General features: G+C 63.4%; 23 protein-coding genes. 16 read left to right on the forward strand and 7 right to left on the reverse strand.

Annotation, left to right across the window (positions count from 1 at the left end):
- The first annotated feature begins 17 nt into the window (after positions 1-17).
- The 4 genes from D3227_RS14365 to D3227_RS14380 all read left to right on the forward strand — a co-directional run bounded on the left by D3227_RS14365 (position 18) and on the right by D3227_RS14380 (position 4,590).
- Positions 18-797, forward strand: coding sequence for an SDR family NAD(P)-dependent oxidoreductase (locus D3227_RS14365; RefSeq protein ID WP_120014754.1), 780 nt, complete (start codon positions 18-20; stop codon positions 795-797).
- A 49-nt stretch (positions 798-846) separates the two neighbouring features.
- Positions 847-1,155 (forward strand): putative quinol monooxygenase, encoded by a 309-nt coding sequence (locus tag D3227_RS14370; protein ID WP_120014755.1) that lies wholly within the window; start codon positions 847-849, stop codon positions 1,153-1,155.
- Between the two features lie 71 nt (positions 1,156-1,226).
- Positions 1,227-2,315, forward strand: coding sequence for an AbrB family transcriptional regulator (locus tag D3227_RS14375; RefSeq protein WP_120014756.1), 1,089 nt, complete (start codon positions 1,227-1,229; stop codon positions 2,313-2,315).
- Between the two features lie 169 nt (positions 2,316-2,484).
- Positions 2,485-4,590 carry a TonB-dependent siderophore receptor gene (locus D3227_RS14380; protein WP_120014757.1) on the forward strand — a complete coding sequence of 702 codons (2,106 nt, stop codon included), beginning with the start codon at positions 2,485-2,487 and terminating at the stop codon, positions 4,588-4,590.
- A 39-nt stretch (positions 4,591-4,629) separates the two neighbouring features.
- Here D3227_RS14380 and D3227_RS14385 read toward each other — a convergent pair whose 3' ends face one another.
- The 3 genes from D3227_RS14385 to D3227_RS14395 form a co-directional block, all read right to left on the reverse strand.
- On the reverse strand, positions 4,630-5,706 hold the full coding sequence (locus D3227_RS14385) for a siderophore-interacting protein (protein WP_120014758.1): 1,077 nt from the start codon (positions 5,704-5,706) through the stop codon (positions 4,630-4,632).
- A 261-nt stretch (positions 5,707-5,967) separates the two neighbouring features.
- Positions 5,968-6,744, reverse strand: coding sequence for an esterase family protein (locus D3227_RS14390; RefSeq protein WP_120014759.1), 777 nt, complete (start codon positions 6,742-6,744; stop codon positions 5,968-5,970).
- Between the two features lie 4 nt (positions 6,745-6,748).
- On the reverse strand, positions 6,749-7,915 hold the full coding sequence (locus tag D3227_RS14395) for an ATP-grasp domain-containing protein (RefSeq protein ID WP_120014760.1): 1,167 nt from the start codon (positions 7,913-7,915) through the stop codon (positions 6,749-6,751).
- A gap of 394 nt (positions 7,916-8,309) precedes the next feature.
- Between D3227_RS14395 and leuA the strand changes: the two genes are divergently transcribed.
- The 4 genes from leuA to D3227_RS14420 all read left to right on the forward strand — a co-directional run bounded on the left by leuA (position 8,310) and on the right by D3227_RS14420 (position 13,622).
- Positions 8,310-10,049: a 2-isopropylmalate synthase gene (leuA, locus tag D3227_RS14405; protein ID WP_120014761.1), complete on the forward strand. Its 1,740-nt coding sequence runs from the start codon at positions 8,310-8,312 to the stop codon at positions 10,047-10,049.
- A gap of 178 nt (positions 10,050-10,227) precedes the next feature.
- Positions 10,228-12,000 carry a tetratricopeptide repeat protein gene (locus D3227_RS14410; protein WP_120014762.1) on the forward strand — a complete coding sequence of 591 codons (1,773 nt, stop codon included), beginning with the start codon at positions 10,228-10,230 and terminating at the stop codon, positions 11,998-12,000.
- A 119-nt stretch (positions 12,001-12,119) separates the two neighbouring features.
- Entirely contained in the window at positions 12,120-12,926 is an 807-nt protein-coding gene (locus tag D3227_RS14415) for an alpha/beta fold hydrolase (protein ID WP_120014763.1), read from the forward strand.
- A 78-nt stretch (positions 12,927-13,004) separates the two neighbouring features.
- Positions 13,005-13,622 (forward strand): hypothetical protein, encoded by a 618-nt coding sequence (locus D3227_RS14420; protein WP_120014801.1) that lies wholly within the window; start codon positions 13,005-13,007, stop codon positions 13,620-13,622.
- On the opposite strand, the gene D3227_RS14425 is transcribed toward D3227_RS14420, so the two are convergent.
- Entirely contained in the window at positions 13,612-14,547 is a 936-nt protein-coding gene (locus tag D3227_RS14425) for a metallophosphoesterase family protein (RefSeq protein WP_120014764.1), read from the reverse strand. The genes D3227_RS14420 and D3227_RS14425 overlap by 11 nt on opposite strands.
- A gap of 50 nt (positions 14,548-14,597) precedes the next feature.
- Here D3227_RS14425 and D3227_RS14430 point away from each other — a divergent pair, with 50 nt between their 5' ends.
- Positions 14,598-15,101: an NUDIX domain-containing protein gene (locus D3227_RS14430; RefSeq protein ID WP_120014765.1), complete on the forward strand. Its 504-nt coding sequence runs from the start codon at positions 14,598-14,600 to the stop codon at positions 15,099-15,101.
- 18 nt (positions 15,102-15,119) lie between these two features.
- Positions 15,120-15,566, forward strand: a complete 447-nt coding sequence (locus D3227_RS41095) for an ABZJ_00895 family protein (protein ID WP_147377601.1) — start codon at positions 15,120-15,122, stop codon at positions 15,564-15,566.
- 2 nt (positions 15,567-15,568) lie between these two features.
- On the opposite strand, the gene D3227_RS14440 is transcribed toward D3227_RS41095, so the two are convergent.
- The gene (locus D3227_RS14440) at positions 15,569-16,561 is read right to left on the reverse strand and encodes a glutathione S-transferase family protein (RefSeq protein ID WP_120014767.1); all 993 of its coding nucleotides are present in this window, start codon (positions 16,559-16,561) and stop codon (positions 15,569-15,571) included.
- A 275-nt stretch (positions 16,562-16,836) separates the two neighbouring features.
- Here D3227_RS14440 and D3227_RS14445 point away from each other — a divergent pair, with 275 nt between their 5' ends.
- The 6 genes from D3227_RS14445 to D3227_RS14470 all read left to right on the forward strand — a co-directional run bounded on the left by D3227_RS14445 (position 16,837) and on the right by D3227_RS14470 (position 21,639).
- Positions 16,837-17,373 (forward strand): GNAT family N-acetyltransferase, encoded by a 537-nt coding sequence (locus tag D3227_RS14445; protein ID WP_120014768.1) that lies wholly within the window; start codon positions 16,837-16,839, stop codon positions 17,371-17,373.
- A gap of 70 nt (positions 17,374-17,443) precedes the next feature.
- Positions 17,444-18,205: a 3-hydroxyacyl-CoA dehydrogenase gene (locus tag D3227_RS14450; RefSeq protein WP_120014802.1), complete on the forward strand. Its 762-nt coding sequence runs from the start codon at positions 17,444-17,446 to the stop codon at positions 18,203-18,205.
- 6 nt (positions 18,206-18,211) lie between these two features.
- Positions 18,212-19,378: a CaiB/BaiF CoA transferase family protein gene (locus D3227_RS14455; RefSeq protein ID WP_120014769.1), complete on the forward strand. Its 1,167-nt coding sequence runs from the start codon at positions 18,212-18,214 to the stop codon at positions 19,376-19,378.
- 40 nt (positions 19,379-19,418) lie between these two features.
- Complete coding sequence (locus tag D3227_RS14460) at positions 19,419-20,195, forward strand: HugZ family pyridoxamine 5'-phosphate oxidase (RefSeq protein WP_120014770.1); 777 nt, start codon at positions 19,419-19,421, stop codon at positions 20,193-20,195.
- Positions 20,196-20,354: 159 nt separating this feature from the next.
- Positions 20,355-20,693: an ArsR/SmtB family transcription factor gene (locus D3227_RS14465; protein ID WP_120014771.1), complete on the forward strand. Its 339-nt coding sequence runs from the start codon at positions 20,355-20,357 to the stop codon at positions 20,691-20,693.
- Between the two features lie 148 nt (positions 20,694-20,841).
- A complete protein-coding gene (locus tag D3227_RS14470; protein WP_120014772.1) occupies positions 20,842-21,639 on the forward strand; it encodes a TrmH family RNA methyltransferase in 798 nt (265 codons plus the stop codon).
- A 65-nt stretch (positions 21,640-21,704) separates the two neighbouring features.
- On the opposite strand, the gene D3227_RS14475 is transcribed toward D3227_RS14470, so the two are convergent.
- Both D3227_RS14475 and D3227_RS14480 read right to left on the reverse strand, forming a co-directional pair.
- Positions 21,705-22,847 carry a coiled-coil domain-containing protein gene (locus tag D3227_RS14475; protein ID WP_120014773.1) on the reverse strand — a complete coding sequence of 381 codons (1,143 nt, stop codon included), beginning with the start codon at positions 22,845-22,847 and terminating at the stop codon, positions 21,705-21,707.
- Between the two features lie 203 nt (positions 22,848-23,050).
- Positions 23,051-23,632, reverse strand: coding sequence for a DUF1134 domain-containing protein (locus D3227_RS14480; protein WP_120014774.1), 582 nt, complete (start codon positions 23,630-23,632; stop codon positions 23,051-23,053).
- Positions 23,633-23,976: the final 344 nt, after the last annotated feature.

Below are 23,976 nucleotides of genomic sequence, written 5' to 3' on the forward strand. Positions count from 1 at the left end.
CAGAGGAAAAGGTGCCCATGACCGCCCCCACCCTTGTCATCCCAGATCTCGCCGGCAAGACGGTGCTGGTCACCGGCGCCTCGACCGGTATCGGCGCGGCGTTGGCGCTGGCCTATGCCGCGCAGAAATGCCGCGTCGCGCTGCACTACAATTCAAGCCGCGATGCGGCCGAGAAACTCGCCGGGACCATTCGCGATGGCGGCGGCGAGGTCTTCCTCACGCAAGGTGATTTCTCCGTGCCGGCCGATGTCGAGCGCGTCGTCGAGGAAAGCGCTGAAAAATTCGGCCGGCTCGACGGGCTGGTCAACAATGCCGGCGGCATGCTTGGCCGCGTGCCCTATGCTGAGCAAACCGAGGCCCATTACGACGCGGTGATGGACCTCAACGCGCGCTCCGTACTCACCGCCTCGCGCAAGGCGATACCATGGCTGAAGCGCCAGGGCGGCTTCATCGTCAACACCTCCTCGATCGCCGCCCGCAACGGCGCCGGCGGCGGGGCCGGCCTCTACGGCTCGGCCAAGGCCTTCGTCTCCAATGTGACGCGCGGCATGGCCAAGGAACTGATCGATTTCGGCATCCGCGTCAACGCCGTGGCGCCGGGCACTATTCGTACACCTTTCCACGAACGCTATTCGACCGAAGAGCAGATGAAGGGCATGATCGCCACCATTCCTCAAGGACGCGCCGGCACCGCCGAGGATTGCGTCGGAGCCTATCTGTTCCTCTCCTCCGACTTTTTGAGCGGCTATATTACCGGACAGGTGATCGAGGTGAATGGCGGCCAGTTGATGCCTTGAGCCGAGACCTGCATACTCAGTTCGCGCAACCCTGAAGGGAGACAAGGGAATGTACGGACTGATCGGCAAGATGCGGGCGGCGCGCGGCCAGCGCGACGCGGTCATGGACGTGCTGCGTGAGACCACAGGCGCCCTGCCCGGCTGCCTGAGCTACGTCATCGCCATCGACCCGGTCGACGCTGACGCGATCTGGGTCACCGAAGTGTGGACCGATCAGGCAAGCCACAAGGCCTCGCTGCAACTGCCCGAGGTCCAGGCGGCGATCGCCAAGGCACGCCCTTTCATCGCCGGTTTCGAATTCCAGGTCGAAACCCGCCCCGTCGGCGGTTTCGGGTTGCCAACGGCCGAGCCCGGCTGACACCTCGGCAGCGGCTGATTCCTCGCTAGACGGGGTTCGCATTTTGGCTCGTCCGGGTCTAAGACGCGGATATGGACTCCTCGCCAGACCAGCCCCCCGTCGAGCGCATGGCGCAGTTGCACAGGCGCTGGCAATGGCTGGTCCTGCTGGTTTTCTCGCTCCTGTTCGCCGGCGCACTGGAACTGGCCGCCCTGCCCGCTGCGCTGCTCATCGGCCCGATGCTGGCGGCGATCCTCGCGGGCACCAACGGCGCGTCGGTGCGCATACCGAAGCCGCTGTTCGGTTCGGCACAGGCGGTCGTCGGCTGCCTCGTCGCCGCTTCGATCTCCACCGATATCTTTCCCGTCTTTTACCAGGAATGGCCGCTGTTCCTCGGCGTCGTGGTGGCGACCGTTGCGGCTTCGAGCCTGCTCGGCTGGCTGATCAGCCGCTGGCGCATTCTGCCCGGCACCACGGCGGTCTGGGGCTCGTCGCCGGGCGCGGCCACGGCGATGGTGCTGATGGCCGGCGCTTTCGGTGCCGACCAGCGCCTCGTCGCCTTCATGCAGTATCTGCGCGTCATCTTCGTCTCGATGACGGCGGCGCTGATCGCCAGGATGTGGGTCGATACGTCAGGCATCGAAGTCCCGGCCATCGTCTGGTTTCCGCCGATCGATCCGCAGGCCTTCGCCGCCACCATCGGCATTGCGCTCGTTGGCGGCCTGTTCGGCAAGCTCTGCAGACTGCCTTCGCCGTTTTTCCTCGGTACCTTCATCGTCGGCTCCATCGTCCATCTCGGCTTCGGCGTGCCGATGCAGTTGCCGCAATCGCTGCTGGCGGTCAGCTATGCGCTTATCGGCTGGTCGATCGGCCTGAATTTCACCCGGCCGATCCTGCGCCACGCGGCGCGGGCGTTGCCGCAGATCATCGGTTCTATCGTCGCGCTGATCGCCTTTTGCGGCGGCCTCGCATACCTGATCAGCCATCTGCTCGGCATCGATCCGCTGACCGCCTATCTGGCGACCAGTCCCGGCGGCATGGACAGCGTCGCCATCATCGCCGCCGCGGCGCAAAACGTCGACATCTCCTTCGTCATGGCGCTGCAATCGGCCCGCTTCCTCGTCGTGCTCTTGATCGGGCCGAGCGTCGCGCGCCTGGTGGCAAGAAGCGTGAAACCATAAGCATTTTCCGCCCCTTGACCTGAGCTCGGCTGCACCAGAACCGGGTGATTTTTGCTGCCGGGCAACAGTCCGGACAAGTCGTCGCGCAAACACGAGAAATTACTTGACTCACATACTCATATTTGAGAGCGCGGGATCGCAATCAAGCATGAGACAGTGGAGACGAGTAATGCGGACGCTGACGGCAACATGGTGCTGGAGACTGTCATTGCTGGCCGGTACCGCCCTGCTCGGCCACACCCTGCCGGCCGGCGCACAGGAGAGTGGGGACGCCACCGTGCTCGGCAAGATCGAAGTCAGCGCCGAAAGCGACGAGATCCTGGTGCAGGACGGCTATGTCGCCAAGAAGGATCGCATCGGCACGAAGCTCGATACGCCGATCACCAAGATCCCGCAGGCGGTTTCGGTCGTCACGCAAAAGCAGATCGAGGACCAGAAGCCGCGCACGCTGAACGAATCGCTCGGCTACACGGCCAGTGCCAATCCCAACAGCTTCGGCTTCGACACCCGCTACGACGCCTTTTTCCTGCGCGGCTTCCAGGCCTTCTACAACGGCATGTTCCGCGACGGGCTACGCCAGTACAACGGCCCCTCTGCCTGGTTCAAGACCGAGCCTTACGGCATCGAGGGCGTCACCATCCTCAAAGGACCGGCATCCTCGCTTTACGGCATCAGCGGCCCGGGCGGTATCGTCAATGTCGTCACCAAGCGCCCCAAGGACGAACCGTTCCACGAGATCGAATTGCTGGCCGGCGAGCATAACCGCTTCCAGGCCGCGCTCGATGCGTCCGGGCCGGTGAATGAAGACGGCACTATTCTCTACCGCTTCACCAGCCTCGGTCGCCTGAGCGAAACCGATCTGGCCGGCTATCCAGACGACAAGCTCTATCTGGCGCCGGCGGTCACCTTCAAGCCGGACGAGGACACCAAGCTCACCATCCTCGGCGAGTACTCGAAATCCGTCACCGGCGGCACCGCCGCCTTTTACAATTCGGCCTATGGCGTGCTGTCCAACGTCTATGAGGGCGATCCGGCCTGGAACGATTTCGACCAGACGCAAGGCCGCATCGGCTATGAGTTCGAGCATCGCTTCAACGACGTGCTGACGGTGCGCCAGAACCTGCGCTACAACGCCGTCGCCAGCGACATCGAGTACAGCGGCCACTATCCGGACGGCGCGGACTTGAAGCGCTATTGGGGCCACTACACCGAGACCATGAAGAACTTCGTCGTCGACAACATGGCGCAGTTCGAGTTCGACACCGGCCCGGTCAGGCACACCGCGGTCGGCGGCATCGACTATGCCTGGTCGGACTATGATGCCGGCAGCGGGATCTCATATGTCTCGGTCGACGACATCAAGTCGGCCGCGGTTCCGCACTATGGCGGGCAGGAGATGAACCAGCTCGGCGTCTACCTTCACGACCAGATGGAATGGAACGATCTCACCCTGTTTACCAGCGGCCGCTACGACTGGGTCGACACGACCTCGACCGCCGCCGACTTCACCCAGTCCAGTCAGAAGGACAGCGCCTTCTCCGGCCGGCTCGGCCTGTCCTACCAGACCGGATGGGGCATCACGCCCTATGTCAACTATTCCACCTCGTTCTCGCCCAACATCGGCTTCGTCTTTGACGACGTCACCAGCACTGTCGGCCGGGTCGCGCGCCCGACCATCGCGACGCAAAAGGAGATCGGCGTCAAATACGAGATCCCGGACTACAACGCGACCGTCAGCGCCGCCCTCTTCGACATCGACCAGAAGGACGGCGTCGTCTTCGACGCCTCGACCGGCATCAACAAGCAGCGCCAGCTCGACCTCAATTCGCGCGGCGTCGAACTGGAAGCCAATGCCTCCTTGGACAACGGCTTCAGCTTCATTGCCTCCTACACCTATCTGCGCGTCAAGATCGAGCGCGGCGCCCAATTCACCGCCGGCAAGGAACTGTCGGCGACGCCGAATCACATCCTGTCGCTCTGGGGCCACTACCAGTTCGAGAATGGCACGCTGGAAGGGCTGGGCCTGGGCACGGGCGTGCGTATCGCCGGCTCGAGCTATGGCGACGACACCAACACCTTCAAGAACGAGGCGCGCGCCTTCGTCGACGCTTCGTTGTCCTATGATTTCGGCTACCGCAATCCGAAGCTCGAAGGCGTGAAGCTGCAGGTCAACGCCAAGAACCTGTTCGACACCCAGAAGACCATCTGCTCGGCCGGCTATTGCTACCGCGACGAAGGCCGTTCGCTGTTCGCCAGCCTGCGCTACCGCTTCTGACCGACGCCATCCGCGCTGCCGCCAAGCGGCGGCGCGGTGCTATTCCTCGCCCTCGTCGTCGCCCTCGGCGCCCCGGCGCCAATAGGCGGTGACCAGGTGTCGGCCGCGCGGCAGGCCCCACTCCTTGCGCACGATCTTGCGGATCTCACGGAAATCGGCGAATTCGCACGCCGCCCAGACATAGAGCTCGTCAGAGAGCGCAGCTTGATCACGTGCCCGCAGCGCCGCTGGCAACAGGGAGGCGGTGCCGGGTTCAACGCCTTGCCGGTAAAGCCAGGTGATGGCAATGTTCTGGCCTCCGGCCAGCGGCATCCGGTCCTCCGGGCCATCCACTTCGATGAGCACCTCGGCGCGGGCTGATGGCGCAAGCTCCTCGAGGATCCTGCCAATGGCGGGAAGTGCCGTATCGTCGCCGACCAGAAGCACGACCTCCGCATCGGGCGCTCCGCCCCCGCCAGGCCCGATCATGCCGATGATATCTCCGGCTTGCGCATTCTCGGCAAAGGTGGCGGCCGGCGTGTCCTGGCCGGGATGCAGCACGAAGTCGACATCGAGCCAGCCGGCGGCGGCGTCCAGAGCCCGGATCGTGTAGACCCGCACGACCAGCGCATCCTTGCCCGAGGGCCACACTAGCAGCCCGTCCGACGCCATCGACGGCCAGACCGGCTGCCGGCCGCGCGGCGGCAGCAGCAGCCGCACATGCAGGCCGCCATGCGCAAACCGCCCAAGATCCTTGCCTGAGAAACGAACGCGCTGCATGTGCGGAGAAATCCGCGTTGCCGACACAACCCTGATCTCGCGGAAGAAGACCGGCGTACCGGCATCGCTGCCATCGCCTAGCCAGCGAATACCTTTCGTCGTGCCAAGATGCTCCGAAAAGTGCCCGGCGACAGTCATCTTCATGTAGGACAGGCAGGTCTCGTCCTCCGCCGCAACCCGGATCAGCACGCTGCCGTCGTCGAGCGTGGCGTTCAACGAGCCGTAATGCATACGGAATTCCCACTGGTCGGCGATGCCAGTGTCGATCTCGAAGTCGCTGTGTTCGGCGCGCAGCTTGTCCATGACCGGCCGGATCGCATCGTTGCGGATATGGGTTTGCGCGCTCAGTTGCTCCATGGGTGCAGCCTTTCGAATACCGGTTGAAGCGACGCCGCCCGAGGCGCCGCAACCATCGGCATGCCACAGAGGCGCCGGTGTTTCCACAGAAACATGATGAAAGAAGTCATATTTTACGAGCGAGCGAATCTCAAGAATGCAGGCGGATCCTAGGCGATCACCAGGCTCGCGATGGAACGTCGTCCAGTGTGAAGGTCATGTCGCCCTCGCCGCCGGCGTGGTGGCCTCGACAAAGCACCGGATGGGATCGGGCGTGGTTCATCAGTCCAGGCGGTGCATCAAATCGTCATCCAGCCAACGGCCGAAGAAGTAAACCAGCTGCTTGTGCCACCACGGCCAGTCATGGCTAACGTCGCCGCCCCAATAGTCGACCCAGGCTGGAATGGACTTGTCGCGCAGTACCTGCTCCAGCGCCCGCGTTTCGACCAGCATCCGCTCTTCCCAGGCGCCCTGCCCGCAACAGAAGATCAGCCTGAGCGCCTTCAGCCGGCCAAGCAGTTTCTGGTCGACGATCCCAGGCAGATAGTCGAGCGGCGAGTTGAAGAAAATATTGCCGTCGAGCGCGCCGCCGAAGAAATCGCGGGTCGAGTAGACGCCCGACAGCGCGATCACGCCGCTGGCCAGTTCCGGAAAGCGGAAGACGAAATTCGACGCGTGGTAGCCGCCCATCGAACAGCCTGAAAACAGCGGCTTCAGTTCGCGCCCGCCATTGGCTTTTGCCGCCGTCGTCAGCAGTTCCGGCAGCGCTTCTTCGCGCACATAGCGGAAATAGGCCTCGTGGCGGGCGATACGGTCGGCCGGGTCGGCATGCTTGTCGAAGAAGGATTCCGAATCAATGCCGTCGAGCGTGAACAGCTGAATGCGGCCGGTGTCGATGAATTCCGAAAGCGCACCGACGCCGCCGGAATCCTCGAACTGGTAGAACCGTCCCTGCGAGGTCGGGAACACCAAGACCGGCCGGCCGGCATGGCCGTAGCGCTTGTATTCCATATCGCGGCCGAGATTGCGGGCGAAACCCTTGTGATAGGAGACGTCCATCGCCTCACGCCTTTTCCGCGTGGATGTAGTCGACCGCTTGGCGCAGCGCCTTCGGATCCCTCGAGCGCATCTGATAGGCGTAATGTCCCATGGCGCGGCTGAAAACCTCTTCGATGGCCTGATGGTGGACGATCTTGTCGCCGTGGGCGGCTAGCACGTCCGCATGGCTGTGCAAATAGGCGAGGTGGCGTTTGCGGCTGGCATAGGCGGTGAAATACTTGCCTTCATAAGGCCCGCCGGCGGCATCTTTCACCACCATTTCGGCCCACGCCGCATAGACGTCGATGTCGAACGTGTAGTTGATCGCATCGGTCATCCAGGCGCCCGGCGGACGCATGTTGACCTCGAGCGCGATGACGCGCTTGTCCTTGGTCTCGAACAGCTCGATGTGGAAGAAGCGCTCGCGCACGTCGAACGCCTTGAGGATCTTCCGGCCCGCCTCCTCCACCGCCGGGCTGATCTCGGGAAAGCAGGTGTAGCTCATGTGGCGATCGCGGTTGACCACCTCCATGACGCTCTGGTCGTAACGGTGGCTGGCCGCCAGCACCACCTCCCCGTCCCGGTTGACCAGCCCGTCGAAGGTCACCACCAGGCCCTCGATGAACTGCTCCATGACAAAGGTCACGCCCTCGGGCTTGTCCCTGAAGAACTGGTCGAGCTCCTTCGAGTTGGAGATCTTGAAGGTGTTCGAGGCGCCGGAGCCGGAATCCGGCTTCACCACCACCGGATAGCCGACGCGTCGGATGAAGGTCATGGCGCCGGCGCGATCGGAGCATTTGCGCTGCGGAATGGTCTCGACGCCGCTCTTGCGGAAGAAGGCGCGCATGCGGCTCTTGCGCTTCAGATTCTTCACGAAATCGAGCTTGGTGCCGAAGATGTTGAAGTCGGTGCGGATGTTGGCCTCGAGTTCCAGCCAGTGCTCGTTAAGCGACTCGAAGCGGTCGATGCGGCCCCATTTGTGGATGAAGTGGCCCATCGCCCGGAACACTGGCTCGTAGTCCTCCATGTCGGCGACACGGTAATATTCCGACAGCGCCGTCTTCAGTTTTCCGTTCAGCGCTTCATACGGCGCATCGCCGATGCCGAGCACCGTGGCGCCGGCCTTCTTCAGCCGGTCGCAGAAATCGGCGCCGTTGACCGGAAAATGCGGCGAGAAGAAAACGAAATTCATGGACGGCCTCCCCCGGCGTCGCTGTAAAGTCGAGGCGAGTTTGGCGTATTTGCTCCCTATGGGGAAGAGCTTGCGCGTCTTGCCAGGGCGGCGGCCCACTTGCCTCTCATTGTCCGCTCCTGTAAGAGATCCGCCATGAACACGCGCGCCTCTTCCGTCGCTTCCCGTCCGACCGGCTTTGCCGGCGAGACCGTGCGCGCGCTTGCTTCGACCCTGCTTCTTCTCGGCCTTATCGGCGATCGCCGGGTTCGCTGAAGGAGCGCCCGGCGGTCGAACCGCCGCTTACGCGCACGCTCCTTGGCAATTGACATCAAGCGAACGAAAATCTGGTAAGGCGCCGCTCGCCACCCATCCGTCTGAAGGCGGATCCGCGAGCCGCCGGGAGAAATGAACGATGAACGCACGAGAAGACATCCGATCCGATGCCGCGGTGACCGGCAACGGCGGGGTACGTGGCATGCGCGACGCCCCTCGCAAATATCAACCCTATCCGACCGTCGGCCTCACCGACCGCACCTGGCCCTCGAAAGTCATCGACAAAGCGCCGATCTGGTGCTCGGTCGATCTGCGCGATGGCAACCAGGCGCTGATCGATCCGATGGGCCATGAGCGCAAGGCACGCATGTTCGGCCTGCTGCTCGACATGGGCTTCAAGGAGATCGAGATCGGCTTCCCGTCGGCCTCGCAGACCGATTTCGACTTCGCCCGCTGGTGCATCGAGGAGGGCAATGTGCCCGCCGACGTCTCGCTGCAGGTGCTGGTGCAGTGCCGGCCCGAGCTCATCACCCGCACCTTCGAGGCGCTGAAGGGTGCCACCAACCCGATCGTGCATTTCTACAACTCGACCAGCGAATTGCAGCGCCGCGTCGTCTTCGAGAAGGACGTCGCCGGCATCAAGCGCATCGCCACCGACGCGGCCAAGATGATCACCGATATGGCGGCCAAGGCCGGCGGCGGCTATCGCTTCGAATATTCGCCCGAGAGCTTCACCGGCACCGAACTCGAAGTGGCGCTGGAGATCTGCAACGCGGTCACCGAGATCGTGAAGCCGACGCCGGACAACAAGCTGATCATCAACCTGCCGTCGACGGTCGAGATGTCGACGCCCAACATCTATGCCGACCGCATCGAATGGATGTGCCGCAACCTCGACAATCGTGAGAACCTTTTGATTTCGCTGCATCCGCACAATGACCGCGGCACCGGCATCGCCACCACCGAACTCGGCCTGATGGCCGGTGCCGACCGTGTCGAGGGCACGCTGTTCGGCAATGGCGAGCGCACCGGCAATGTCGACATCGTCACGCTGGCGCTCAACATGTACACGCAAGGCGTCGATCCCGAGCTCGACTGCTCCGACATCAACCGGATGAAGGACGTCTACGAGTACTCGAACCAGCTGAAGATCCCCGAGCGCCACCCTTATGTCGGCGAACTCGTCTACACCGCCTTTTCCGGCTCGCACCAGGACGCCATCAACAAGGGCATGAAGGCGCTGCGCAAGGCCAACACGCCGCATTGGGAAGTGCCCTATCTGCCGATCGACCCGGCCGATGTCGGCCGCAACTACGAGGCGATCATCCGCATCAACTCGCAGTCGGGCAAGGGCGGCATCGCCTATGTGCTGCAGGCCGACTACGGCCTCAATTTGCCACGCAATTTGCAGATCGAGTTCAGCCAGCACATCCAGGCGATCACCGACGCCGAAGGCAAGGAGGTGGCCGCCAGGCGCATCCACGAGGAATTCCTCGAAACCTATGTCGACCAGCCCGACGCGCGGCTGAAGTTCCTCGACCACCACACCTATCCGGACACCGAGACCAAAGGCCGACGCGTGGTCGAGGCCGTCATCCTCGATAACGGCAAGGAGGTGACGATATCAGGCTCGGGCACCGGTCCGATCGACGGTTTCGTCGACGCGCTGTCGCGCCATGTCGGCGTGGAGATGTCGGTGCTCGACTATTCCGAGCATTCGATGCAGCGTGGCTCGAACGCCTCGGCGATTTCTTATGTCGAGATGGAATATCCCGGCGGCAAGCTGTTCGGCGCCGGCATCAACACCAACATCGTCGCCGCCTCGCTGGAAGCCGTGGTTTCGGCCGCCAACCGCATCGTCGGCCGTAAGGTCGGCTGATCTTTCCATACCTGGCGCACCGCATCAGCGGCGCTTCCAGGCGCGAGCCGGCTCTCGCGTTAACCATGGGCAATTATCCGGTGGCTTACGCGATAGCATAATACAACCATGCTTGTGCGGCAGTGCCAGCGCTATATGATCGCGCCTCAACCTGTGCCGACTTCGAGAGGATCGACACTTGCAGCATGCCACGCCTGCCGCCCCCGCAGTGCGCGAGACATTGGAGCGACTGCTAGCCAGCGAAACGTTCGGACGGTCCGAGCGTGCGCGAAAACTGCTGCGCTATCTGGTCGAGCGCGAGCAGGCCGGCGAAGCTGACCGGCTCAAGGGCTTCTCCATCGCCATGGACGTCTTCGGCAAGGACGGCGATTTCGATCCGTCTACCGATGCCGTGGTTCGGGTCCAGGCTGGCAGGCTGCGCGAGCTTCTGCATAACTACTTCGCCAATGAAGGCGTTGCCGAACCGGTGCGCATCGCCATTCCGCGTGGCGGCTACGTTCCTTCCTATGAACTGAATGCAATTCGCCTGCCGACCGAGCCGGAGCCGGCGAAAGGCACCGCACCGACGATCGCACCGACGGAACTACCCGACCTCGACATCGCCCCTGCCGCATCGCTGATGTCGTCCGCTGCCGCGCCCGACCCTGGGCCGTCGCTCACCCGCCACCTGAAGTTCTTCTGGGGCGCGATTGCCGTGGTCATCGCCATGCTCGGCTTGCTGATCCTTCGCCAGGGCAGCGATGTCCTGCTCGGCAGCGGCGGTTCCGCCTCGGCCGTCGAGACCGCGGTGGCGACGAGCAGCGCAGCGTCGCCTCCGGTGGAAACCTTGCCGCTGGTCTACATCGCCGTGAAGGCCAATGGCCCGGAGGCTGCCCGTGTGGCTGCTTCGCTGCGCGCCGGCCTCGCCGGGTTCGACACCATAGACTTTATCGGACGTGATGCCGACGGCACGCGCGATCCGGCCGGCGACGCCACCAGCTTCGTCTTCGATATCCTGCCGGGACCCGCGGCGAGCGACGTGACGCTCGAACTGCAGAATGTCGCGACCGGCCGGGTGCTGTTGTCACGCAACCTGTCGGCCGTCGACAGTGCGCCGGGCGCGGTCGAAGACAGTATCGCCAACATACTGACCTCGACCATTCCCGCCTACGGGCCGATCTACACCTACATCGAACAGAGCGGCATCGAGACCGGCCTGACCGGCTGTCTGGTGCTCAACGACAGCTACTATCTCGACCAGAGCGCCAAGACTCACGAGGCTGCCTATCGCTGCCTGGAAACCCTGGCCAGCCAGGGCGCTAGATCATCGCTGGTCTATTCGGAGCTCGCCTCCCTGCATCTCGAGGCTGTCACCGATCACTATTCCTATCCGCCCGGCGCGACGATCGAACAGGCGATGTCGTTTGCCCATCGCGCCATTCAGATGGGGCCGACCAGCCCCTATGCGCATCGCGCTTACGGCTATCTCAATTCGCGCCTTGGCAATATGGATGAATCGATCCGCTGGATGCGCAAGGCCCATGAGCTGAACCCTTATGACCTCGGCATGGCCGCCGCCTACGGCTATGGACTGATTTTCGCCGGCAGGTACAGCGAAGGAACCCCGATCCTGGCCCACGCCGTCGAAACCTTCAGCGGCCACCCGACATGGTGGGACTACGGGCTTTTTGTCGGCGCCTTCATGCTGGGCGACACGAACAGGGCCGCCATCGCCAGCGAGTCGTTGCGCACGACAGCGACCAAATCGCACTATCTGGCGGCGCGATTGATCGGCGCCAAGATAGCCGGCCGCGATCAGCTGGCGAGCCAGTTGACGAACGAGCTGATCGCCAAGTTTCCGAAGTTCGCCGCCAATCCGCGCTCAACCTTCGTCGACAGGAAATACCCTGGTGACCTGACCGACCGGCTGGTCGGGGCGCTGCGCGCGGCAGGGCTCGGCAACGCCAGTTGATCCGTGGCTAGCACGCCCGGATCGCGAAAATTTTACTGGCCATCGATTTGGTCTGGGAGCAATCCAGCCACAGTCTGGAATTCGCTATACGTCCGGTCTTGCAATAATCATCAGTTTTCATGAGTTCATCCCTCCACGCTGCCGAACGCGGTACCGGTCCGAAGACTGTCGCCTTCCTGCATGGCTTCGGTGGCTGCCATGACGTCTGGCGCGACGTGACGTCGATGCTTGCGCCCGACATGCGCACGCTGGCCTATGACCTTCCCGGGCATGGGCTTTCTCTCGATTTCCCCGGCGGCGGTTCAGCCAGGATGGCCGCTCGGGCCGCTCTGGCGGACCTTGCCGCGCGTGGCATGAAAAGGGTGCACCTGGTCGGCCATTCGATGGGCGGCGCGGTGGCTGTGCTGATGGCGTTGGCCGAGCCCGAAAGGGTTGCCTCACTGACGCTTTTGGCGCCGGGCGGCTTTGGACCGGAAATCAACGGTCCCTTGCTGCGCCGCTATGCCGCCGCTGCCGGCAAGAGCGAAATCCGTGCCTGCCTCGCCGCCATGTCCGGGCCGCTGAGCCAGCCTCCGGTGCACATCGTGGATGTGCTTGACGAGATGCGTGGGCGCCCGGGTCAGCTGCAAAAGCTTGTCGAGATCGCCGCGTCCGTGACCAGGGATGACCGGCAGGGTGCCATCCCGCGCGAACAGCTCGAAACGCTGAAAATGCCGGTGATGGCGGTCTGGGGAACGGACGATGCCGTGCTGCCGGTTTGCCAGGCCGACGACATGCCGGTACATTTTCGTCTGCACCATGTTCTGGAGGCCGGCCACATGCTGGCCGAGGAAGCGCCTGACCTCGTCGCCTCGGCGGTGCGCCGCAACATAAACCGCCGCCGCAGCAGGCGCTTTCAGCCGAGTCTTGACGCGGCGGCGAGCTGATCCGCAGCCATCATCTCGCGGGTGCATTTTGCCGACGACTATGTTAACTCGCTGTTAACCAACCGCGAGGCAACGCCGATGAAGGAAACAGGCGAGAAAATCACCCCGATCGATCCGTCGCGAAACCTGTCCGACGCCATTCGCGATGTGAAGAACGCCTTTGCCGACCGCGACGACGTGGTCGTCGACTTGCGCGAGGCGCACCGTATGCGGCTCGACCTGCTTGCCTCCGAACTCGCTCCCGTCTTTGCCGATGTGCCTGCCGATATGGACAATTTCGACTTCGCCATATCGTCCGGCCTGCAGCCGCGCCTGTGGATCGATGCCGTAAGCCATGTCGCCATGGGGCGGGATCGCCGCACCTACCGGTTCCTCAGGGATACCCGCATCGGCCGCGTGGTGCTCGCCGAATCGACCGATATGAAAATCGTCGCCGACCAGGTGACGCGCTATGTGGCCGAGCGTGTCGTCGAACGTCAAAGGATGATGGAGGGCGGGGTCGAACACGCCGTCCCCGGCATGCAACGCAGCGCGGTGGCCGAGGCCGAGCCGCCTTTGCGGGTTGCTCAGCGCGGCAAGGCCGGGTCGGCCTTCCTGTCCGGCCTCGGTCTGATCTTTGCCGGCGCGCTGGTTGGGCTGGCCGTCTCGATCGTGCTGTTCTGGGACCGCCTCGTGGCGATGAAGATCAGCTTCTGACCAGCTGGCGCGATGCTTCGGCGTCGGCACCAAGCTCCAGCACCTGCAGCTCCGAAGGCGGCAGCGCCGGTCCGGTCAGCCCGCGTCGCGTCAAACGCACCTGCCAGCTGCCCTTGTCGCCGTCGATATCGATCAGATTGTACTGCGCAGGCGGGTGCCTGTCGCCAAGCCCCTGCCCGGCGGCGGCGACACCGACGACCGGGATCTTGGCGCCACGGCCACCGATGAAGAACAAGCTCGGATCGTGCGAATGGCCGTGCAGGATGAGTTCGGCCCCATGCCGGCGAACGATCTTCTGGAAGAGCGCAATGCCGAACAGCCGCTTGTACTGCGAAACGGCGCCGCGCACCGGCGGATGGTGGATCATGATGACCCGGAACAGGCCGCGCGCGGCCGTCGCGTCGAGCATTCGGCCGAGCCTCTGCGCCTGGCCTTCCCTGAAGAAGCCATTGGCCATGAACGGCGCGGTGGCGCGCGCCGTCGAAACGCCGATCAGCGCGATGTTGTCGCGCACCCGCAAATAGGGAAAGGAATGGCGGTCGACCGGTGTGTTGACGTCGTCGCCGCTCATCCACGCCGCCCAGGAACGGCAGGACTTGTCGAAGGCGCCCGGCACGTAGGCGTCGTGGTTGCCCGGAACGACAGACACGTCGTGCGGCGAACCCAGCGTCTCCAGCCAGTGTCTGGCCATTTCGATCTCGCCGTCGAGCGCCAGATTGACCAGATCCCCCGTCACCGCGAGGTGATCGGGAGTGCTGGCCTTCAGATCGGCAAGCAGCGTGTCGATGACCGTGTCGTGCATGTGGCGGCGGCGGTTGCGTTGCCAGTTGACGTAGCCGACCACGCGCTTGGAGGCGAGTTCGCGATAGGTTACACCGGGGAGCGGTCCCAGATGGATATCGGAGATATGCGCGAGCCTGAACATCCCTCATTCATAAGCGACGCGGCCCCCGCTTTCCACTCATGGTTTCACGGATGACGGCAACGTCAGACCCGGAACTGGCCTTGCGCCAGACCGGCTGGCCGGGCCTTAGGTCAAGGCTGTTCCATTTCTATTTCCTGCTGCGGCGGCCGATGACGCTCGGCGTGCGCGGCCTCATTCACGACCGCGGCTCCAACAGCGTCTTTTTGATCCGCCACACCTATGTTCCGGGCTGGCAACTGCCGGGTGGCGGCGTCGAAACCGGCGAGACGCTGGTCGAGGCGCTGGCGCGCGAACTTGTTGAGGAGGGCAACATCGCGCTGATCGCTCCGCCGGTGCTGAAGTCGATGCATTTCAACCGCCGTTCCAGCAAGCGCGACCATGTCGGCCTCTATCTGATCGAAGCCTTCAGCCAGACGGCGCCGAAGCTGCCGGACCCCGAGATCGCCGAAGCCGCCTTCTTCCCGCTCGACCACTTGCCGGAAGCAACCACCCCGGCGACGCTGCGCCGGATCGCCGAGGTTTTTTACGGCGAAAAGCCCTCGCCCTACTGGTGATTTCTGAAAAGCGGTTTAATGGCGACAATCATATTGTCGCTGCTGTGGGTCGCTTTTGTAATCTATGGTTCCTTCTGCTGCGGAAAATGCAGGCAAAGCCGTCGGCGCAGGGGTCATTTTGCCTCCACCCTTTCATCCTATTCAATGTTCATAAAACGAAACGGAAGGCTTCTTCATCGTGGCGAGTATTGGAGACTGGTTCTCCTTTCAACAGCCTCCACATTGCTGTTCTCAGTCGCTTCATTGCTATTTTCGGGTGCAGTCGGCGCAACGCCCGAAGGCTTGAACGGCATTCCTGCCGGAGTCTGGATCGCCATGTTGGTGATGGGCGCGGTTTTTGGGTTTTGCCTCAATGCCGCCGGCATTTCCAACCGGTTCGGCAAAAACTTGCTCAAGGGCCAATCGCACCAAGCAGACCCAGATCGACACGGGGCCTTTCCGATAGGCTGTTTGCCAACCGGCTGATTTCACGCAGCCTTTCTGAACCGCGCCGCCCGGTCATGCGGCGCGGCATAGTCCAGTTCCGGACCGACCGGCACGATACCGGTCGGATTGATCGTCCGGTGGCTGGCGTAGTAGTGCGCCTTGATGTGGTGCAGGTTGACCGTGTCGGCGACGCCGGGCACCTGGTAGAGATCGCGCAGATAGTTCGACAGGTTCGGATAGTCGGCGATGCGGTGCAGGTTGCATTTGAAATGGCCGAAATAGACCGGGTCGAAGCGCACCAGCGTGGTGAACAGCCGCCAGTCGGCCTCTGTGATGCGGTCGCGGGCGAGATAGCGCTGTTTTGACAGCCGCTCCTCCAGCGTATCGAGCGCGTCGAACAATTCACCGAACGCCTCTTCATAGGCGCGTTGCGTGGTGGCGAAGCCGGCCCGATAGACGCCGTTGTTTATCGCGGGATAGACCAGCGCGTTGATGCGATCGATCTCGCCACGCAGGCCCTCGGGATAGAAGTCGAGGCTCGCATCGCCCCATTCGTCGAACGCTGAATTGAGCATCCGGATGATCTCGGAAGACTCGTTGGAGACGATCGTCTGCTCCTTTTTGTCCCACAGCACCGGCACCGTCACCCGGCCCGAATAGGCCGGATCGGCCTTGGCATAGATCTGGCGCAGGAAATCGAGGCCGTAAAGCGTATCGCCGGTGGCGCCGTCCTCGGCCAGGAACGTCCAGCCGTTCGCGCCCATGAAATGATGCACGACCGACACCGAGATGATGCCTTCGAGCTTCTTCAGCACGCGCAGGATCAGCGTCCGGTGCGCCCACGGGCAGGCAAGCGAGACGTAAAGGTGATAGCGCCCGGGCTCGGCCTTGAAACCGCGCTTGCGGCCTTCGGCCGGCGCCCCGTCAACGGTGATCCAGTCGCGCCACTGCGCCTGCGCCCGCACGAACCTGCCGCCGCTGTCCGCCGTATCATACCAGCGGTCCTGCCACCTGCCTTCGACCAGCAATCCCATGCAAATCTCCTTGCGTCTTAGTCGTCCATGTAGGCGCAAGGTTGCCGTGCCGAAGGCGTCATGTGCTGAACAGACTGTCACTCGACCGAAACGGCGGACGAAAACGGCCGATTGCAGCGGCCGGAATTTGATGCTAGCGGACAATCCGCATGTTCGACTTTGCCACGATCCGGTTTGACCGACGACGAAAGGGCGCCCGCGCTTGATGAAGCGCTGACTGGCGAACGCTGCCGTTTGCAGCGAACCTTTTCCTCCTCTACCGGAACGCAAAGACCATGAGCCTTGCCGACGTGAAATACCTGCTGGAAACCCCGGCGCACGATACCGACATCGAAGCCATCAACGACGAGGCCTTCGGGCCGGGCCGTTTCGTGCTTGCCGCCTACAAGATCCGGGAAGCCGGAGGGCATGAGCGCGCTTTGTCCTTCGTCGCCGTCGATGGCGATATTGTCGTCGCCTCGGTGCGGATGACGCGCATCGCGGCCGGCGCCGGGCGCGCGCTGATGCTCGGACCGCTCGCGGTGCGGCCGGCCTTCAAGAATCTCGGCATCGGCCGCCGGCTGGTGGCAATTGCGCTGGAGGCCGCCGCCAAGGCCGGCATGCCGGCGGTGATACTGGTCGGCGACGAGCCCTATTACGGCCCACTCGGCTTCAAAAGGATCCCGCGCGGGCAGATCTCCATGCCGCGCCCGGTCGACCTTGACCGGCTTTTGTCGCATGAGATCGTGCCCGGCGCCGTGGCCCGGCTGTCGGGCGAGGTCTGCCATGCCGACGTGGCGCGGATTTCCGATCCCGTCCCGGTCATGGCTTGAGGCTGTCCTGCCGGTTGCGCCTGCGCTGCGAGCTTCGTAGCATAATGCGAAATGTGTGGAGGACGCCGGCATGAACCCGAATGGCCAGATTGCGATCGTCACCGGCGCCGGCTCCGGCCTCGGTGAGGCGACGGCCCGAACGTTAGCCGCCAAAGGCGCGCGCGTCGCCATCCTCGATGTCGGCATCGACCGCGCCAGCACGGTGGCGGCCGCTATTGGCGGTATTGCCGTGCAGTGCGACGTCAGCAGCGGCGACAGCGGTGTGGCCGCACTCGCCGAAGTGGCGGAGCGGCTCGGTGAACCGCGCATCCTGGTCAATTGCGCCGGCATCGCCATCGGCGTGAAGACGATCGGCAAGGATGGTCCGCATCCGCTCGAGCAGTACCGCAAGGTGATCGAGATCAACCTGATCGGCACCTTCAACATGATCCGCCTTTTCGCCGACCGGGCGGCGAAGCTTGAGCCGCTGCAAGGCGGCGAGCGTGGTGTCATCGTCAACACGGCTTCCGTAGCGGCCTATGACGGCCAGATCGGCCAGGCCGCCTATTCAGCGTCCAAAGGCGGCGTCGTTGGCATGACGCTGCCGGTGGCCCGCGACCTTGCGCGCTCCGGCATCCGCGTCTGCACGATTGCACCTGGCATCTTCAGGACGCCGATGATGGCCGGCATGCCGCAGGAGGTGCAGGATTCGCTGGGTGCTGCCGTGCCCTTCCCGTCCCGTCTGGGCGAGCCTTCCGAATATGCGGCACTCGCGCTTCACATCGTCGAGAACCAGATGCTGAACGGCGAGACCATCCGTCTCGACGGCGCCATCCGCATGGCGCCGAAATAGCCGGCCATGAGCACTCCCATCCCGGCCAGGAGCGGCCCGCTCAGCGGTCTGGTCGTGATCGAGATGGCCGGCCTCGGCCCGCTGCCGCTGGCTGGCCTGATGCTGTCGGAAATGGGCGCCGAGGTGCTGCGCATCGAGCGGGCGGGCATCGGCCAGCCTCTGCTGCCGCTGCCGGAAGAATACGACCTCGACCGCCATGGCCGCTCCATCCTGCGCATCGACCTGAAGTGCCCCGAAGGCGCAGAACTGTTGCTCAGTCTTGCCGAAAAGGCCGACATGCTGATCGAAGGGTTCCGCCCCGGTGTCATGGAACGGCTTGGCCTCGGGCCTGATCCAGTACTGGCACGCAACCCGGCGCTGATCTACGGCCGCATGACCGGCTTCGGCCAGGATGGGCCGCTCGCCGGCCGCGCCGGCCACGACATCACCTATCTCGCCTATTCCGGCGTGCTGCACGCTATCGGCCAGGAAGGAGGCCGGCCGGTTCCGCCGCTCAACCTTGTCGCCGACTATGGCGGCGGCGCCATGATGCTGATTGCCGGCGTGCTGGCCGCTCTGTTCCAGCGCTGGCGCTCCGGCAAAGGCCAGGTGATCGACGCGGCCATGGTCGAGGGCGCCTCGATGCTGGCGGCGCCAGTCCATGCCCTGATGGCGACCGGCCTTTGGCGGGATGCACGCGGCGTAAACCTGCTCGATTCCGGCGCCCCCTTCTACGACACTTACGAGACGGAGGACGGGCGCTATGTCGCCGTTGGTTGCCTTGAACCCCGCTTCTTCGCCGAATTCGCCAGGCTGCTGCCGCTCGACGAACGCTTTGTGCGCGGCCAGTTCGACAAGTCGCTATGGGCAGAGATGCGCGCCACCATCGCCGCTCGGGTGAAGCTGAAGACGTGCGACGACTGGGCCGCCCTGTTTGCAGAAACCGATGCCTGCGTCGCGCCGGTGCTGTCGCTGCAGGAAGCCAGGGACCATCCGCACAATCGGGCTCGCGGCGCCTTTGTGAAGGCAGGCAGGCTCGATCGCCCTGCCCCGGCACCGCGCTTTTCGCAAACTCCGTCGACACTAGCCGCTATGCCGGCCGAACACGATCTCCAGCCGGCGACGGTGCTGAGGCGTTTCGGTTTTGCGCAAAGCGAGGTCGAAGCCCTTGTCAAATCAGGCGTGATTGGCTGATAAGTGGAGAAGAAAAAACAGCTTATGACGGTGAACACTTTTGGGTGATCGGAACAAGGACGTCATACGCGAGACCGACGCCGAAGCGATCCGGCTGGCAAGGACGCTGATCCGCGGCGCCCGGTTCGGCGCGCTGGCCGCCATCGAACCCGCGACCGGATCGCCGCTGGCAAGCAGGGTTGGCGTTGCCACCGACATTGACGGCGCGCCGCTGATCCTGGTGTCGATGCTATCCGCGCATACAGGTGCCATCCTCGCCGACCCGCGCTGCTCGCTGCTTGTCGGCGAACCGGGCAAGGGCGATCCGCTGGCGCATCCGCGTGTCACCCTGATCTGCCGGGCGCGGCGGCTCGACCGCGGATCGGACGAGCATGGCCGCGCAGAGCGGCGCTATCTCAACCGCAACCCCAAGGCACGGCTCTATGCCGGGCTTGGCGACTTCTCGATCTTCCGGCTCGAGCCCGAGCGCGCCAGTCTCAATGGCGGCTTCGGCAAGGCCTATCTGCTCGATCGTGCCGACCTCGTCACTGCCGGGCCGGTCGTCGACGAGCTGGCTGCCGGCGAACAATCGGCTCTCGACCACATGAATGCCGACCACCTCGACGCGATCGCCGTCTATGCCCGCCATTATGCCAAAGCCGAAGGCGATGGCTGGATTGCCACCGGTTTCGACGCCGAAGGCATGGATCTGGCCTCAGGCGACGCCATATGCCGGGTTTTGTTCCCCGAACCCCTGAAGACTGCCCGCGATTTGCGGCCGATCCTGGTCGATATGGCCAAGGCCGGACGCGCAGCCGGCTATTCACAAGATCGATAGTTAATTGCCTTGAATCAAAAGCAAGTCTTGAGATTTGGAAGAAATGTTCTACCCTCGCACATGACGCTGATTCAGCAGCGTGCATCCACACGTGAATTTATGGAATCTGACGCTATTGCCCCCATAGCGTCAGGATGAGCTCAAAAACATGGGGCATCGATGATCTCGAGCAAGCTACTCGCCAACGCCGAATCAGCAGCCACGTTCCTCACGCTTATGGGCAACGAGAAACGGCTGTTGATCATGAGCTACCTGATCGACGGTGAAATGTCGGTCGGCGCCATAGCCGACAAGGTCCAGTTGAGCCAATCCGCTCTGTCGCAGCATCTGGCAAAGCTGCGGGCTCTCGATCTTGTCGAGACCCGCCGTGACCGGCAGATGATCTACTATGCCTGCAAGTCCGAAGCCGCACGTGAGCTGCTTCGCATGCTGGACGGCATTTTCGGCGATGGCGACCTGTCGCAGATGGCCCATCGCCTGCGCCGCGCCGGGACTTGACCGGCAGGTCCGATCGTTCCTTATCTCGCTGACGATTTTTCGAGCGGCGTGCGTCCATCCGGATGCACGCCGCTCTCAACGTCGTATCCGCGCATCGCTTTCCGAAAATTCATCCTTCGGGGGCGATGTGAGCAGGCTGAGGCAATGCATGGACCTGATCCACATCGATGATCCGCAAGACCCGCGTGTCGCCGCCTATCTCGACATACGCGAGCGCGACCTCGTTGGCCGGCACGGCCGTTTCGTTGCCGAAGGCAAGGTGGTGCTCGACGTCCTGCTGTCGGCCGGCCGCTTTGCTGCCGAATCGGTCCTGGTTCTCGAGAACCGGCTGGCCGGTCTCGACGAGACCTTGCGCAAGGCGCCGGCGGACCTTCCGGTCTATGTCGCCAGCGGCGAGATCATCGACCGGATCGCCGGATTTCACATGCACCGCGGCATATTGGCGATCGGCAGCAGGGGCCCCTCGCAGTCGGCCGGGGCCTTGCTGGAAACCTTGCCTGCCAATGCGCTGGTCGTCGTTCTTGTTGGCATCGCCAATCACGACAATATGGGTTCGATCTTCCGCAACGCCGCCGCCTTTGGCGCCAGTGCCGTGCTGCTGGATGCGACCTGTTGCGATCCGCTGTACCGCAAGGCAATCCGCGTCTCGGTCGGTGCGGCGCTGAATGTCCCCTTCGCCTCCTTCGACGACACCACCGGCTTCATCGCCACGCTCGACCGGCTGGGTTTCAGCCAGGTCGCCCTGTCGCCGCACGGCGAGGCCGACATTCGCGACGCAAAGAGGACGGACAGGCTAGCGCTCTATCTCGGCACGGAAGGCGAAGGCTTGCCCGAAAGCCTGCTCGCCCGCCTGAAAACGGTGCGGATCGATATGGCGCAAGGCTTCGACAGCCTGAACGTCGCCGCCGCCTCAGCCATCGCCCTGCATCATTTTTCGCGTTGCTGATCGCGTGAACCCGTCATCGACAACGCGCGTCGTGCCGGTCTCGCGCGGCGCGCGGGCCCCCACTTTCAGGTCGGCGAATCCGCCTTCTGCAGCGCCCGCACTCGGTCTGCAAGACTGCGGTGGCCGGATCTTGTGTCCGATGGTGCCGCCAATGCCTTGGCGATCGGCGAATCTGGCCCTTCGAGCTTGGCCGTCAGGTGAACGACCTCCGCCGCCAGTTCATTCATCTGCTCGCGCAACGCGGCGCTGCCATTCGTAGGGCTGGACGCAGCCAGCGCGCCGAGATCCGCCTTCAACCGCTTGTTCTCGCGGGCCAGCGTCGTCAGCCGCGCCTCCAGCCGCTCGCGGTCGCCATCGAGCTTGGCGATCGCCTTATCGATGTCGTCGCTCCTGACGGCAGTCAGGCTGTCGCCTCCGCCGGCAAGCAGCGCTGCGGGAGCGTTTGCCTCGGCCTCGCCCTTCGATCGTTCACGCAATCGCGCCATTTCCTTCTCGCGGCGGTCGAGCTTCTCCTCACGATCGGCAAGCGTAGCGAGCAGGCGCTCGACCTTCTTGTCGAGCTCGACGGTTCTCTTCTTCTCCACCTTCAAGGCCTCGCGCGCGGCCTTGCTTTCGGCCGAGGTTTCCTGATTGCGCCTGTCCGCCTCCTTGCGCTGGCTGCGCAGCACGGCGATGTCATTGGCAAGGCTCTCCAATTCGGATTCGCGCGCCACCAGCTCGATCTGGCGGTTGCTGGAGGAGAAGCTGGCGTCGTCATACATATGCTCCAGCTTTTCGAGTTCGAGCGCCCGCTTCTCCAGCATGCGCTCGCTCTGCGCGAGCTTATCCGAAAGGTGCTGCAACTGCTCCTCGCGCTGATGAAGCTCTTGGGTTCTGGCCTCCAGTTCGGAAAGCGCCTGCTGCTTGTCCTTCCGCTCGACCGCCAGCCCCTTGAGGGCCTCGTGCGCGCGACCGATCTCGACCAGTTGTTCGGCCGCCTTCTCCCGCAATGCCTTGACGCTCATCTCGAGCCGGCGCGCCGACATCGCGAACTCGGCCCTGATCCGGTCCTTGTCGGCCTGGATTTCGACCGGCGTCAACGGCAGGGACGCCTCGAACCGCTTGCGCGTCAGCGCAACCGCCCGCCGCCAGATGGCCGGGGCGACCAGCAGCGCCAGAAAGCCGGCGCAGAGAAAGCCGAGGGCGAAAAACAGGATCGACTGGATCAAGGTGACTATCCGCTATGATGGCAACAACCGCCAGAGCTCGACTTTGCCATCTTCGCATGACGGAAATCCAGCGCCGCGGCAAGAGTGTGCCGCGGCCACGTTCTGCTTGTGACCTCACAAAATCCGCTGAGGGCATGAGCGCGAGTTGAGGACATGTTGAGATTCAGATCAGGCCGGCATCACCTGAATACCGACATGCCCGATCAGAACGGATTCCAGGTCGGCCGCTGGGTGAGCTTCAGATAGCCGAGATTGACGCCAAGCCTGGCGCCGACTCCGGTGCGGATCGGCACCAGCAGCACCCTGTTGTTCTGCAGCACGTTGAAGCCGACGCCCGCTACCACATAGGCCGAACCGGCGACGCCGCCGAAGCGGTTATAGAGGCTGTTCACATCGTCGAGATTGTAGACAAGCATCATCACGCGCGAGCCCTCGCCGCCAAAATCCCAGCCGAGCGACGGACCTTGCCAGAACACCTTATGGTCGCCGGCGTTCTTGGTGTAGAGCGTTCCCTCGCCATAGGTCAGACCGCCAATCAGCGCGCCGGAGCCCTCTTCGCCGAGCAGATAGCCATTGGGCAGCCCATAGGAAGCGAAAACCTTCTCGACGACGGTGGCGAGCCCGCCCGACGTGGCGCCGAAGAATTTATGGCCGGAATCGACGATCTCCTGAGCGGTGTACTCCTGGGCCCGCAGCGCGGAGGTCGAAAAGACGAGAACGCCCATCAGGGCAATCGTCATTGAGATGACTCGGAAAAAACTCCGGTCGTAGAATCGGGAAAACATGCTTCCAATCTCCGTCAGGGAGCACTTTCGCCGACGCCTCGCACCCATGCAGCTCTTGGCGGCCGCTAGGGGTAACTGTCACAGGCAAACTATGCCGTAATCCTTTTTCAACCATTAAGCTTCCACATGAAGATGGCAGTTCGAAGGCTGGCGTCCCTCACACACTGGCGTCGAATCGCCAGCGCAGGCCGGGAATCCTGCGTGAACGCACCATTTTCGCTAACGACAATTTTGGATTTGTTGCCGCACGCACAGGCGCTGTGTATTCAGATGACCTGGGGAGAGGGCGTGATTCGTGTGGGCAGGCGCGACAATTGATCGCTCGGCCATGAGTACGTGGATTT

It is taken from the genome of Mesorhizobium waimense (assembly GCF_003601975.1).
GTDB classification, from domain to species: Bacteria; Pseudomonadota; Alphaproteobacteria; order Rhizobiales; family Rhizobiaceae; genus Mesorhizobium; species Mesorhizobium waimense.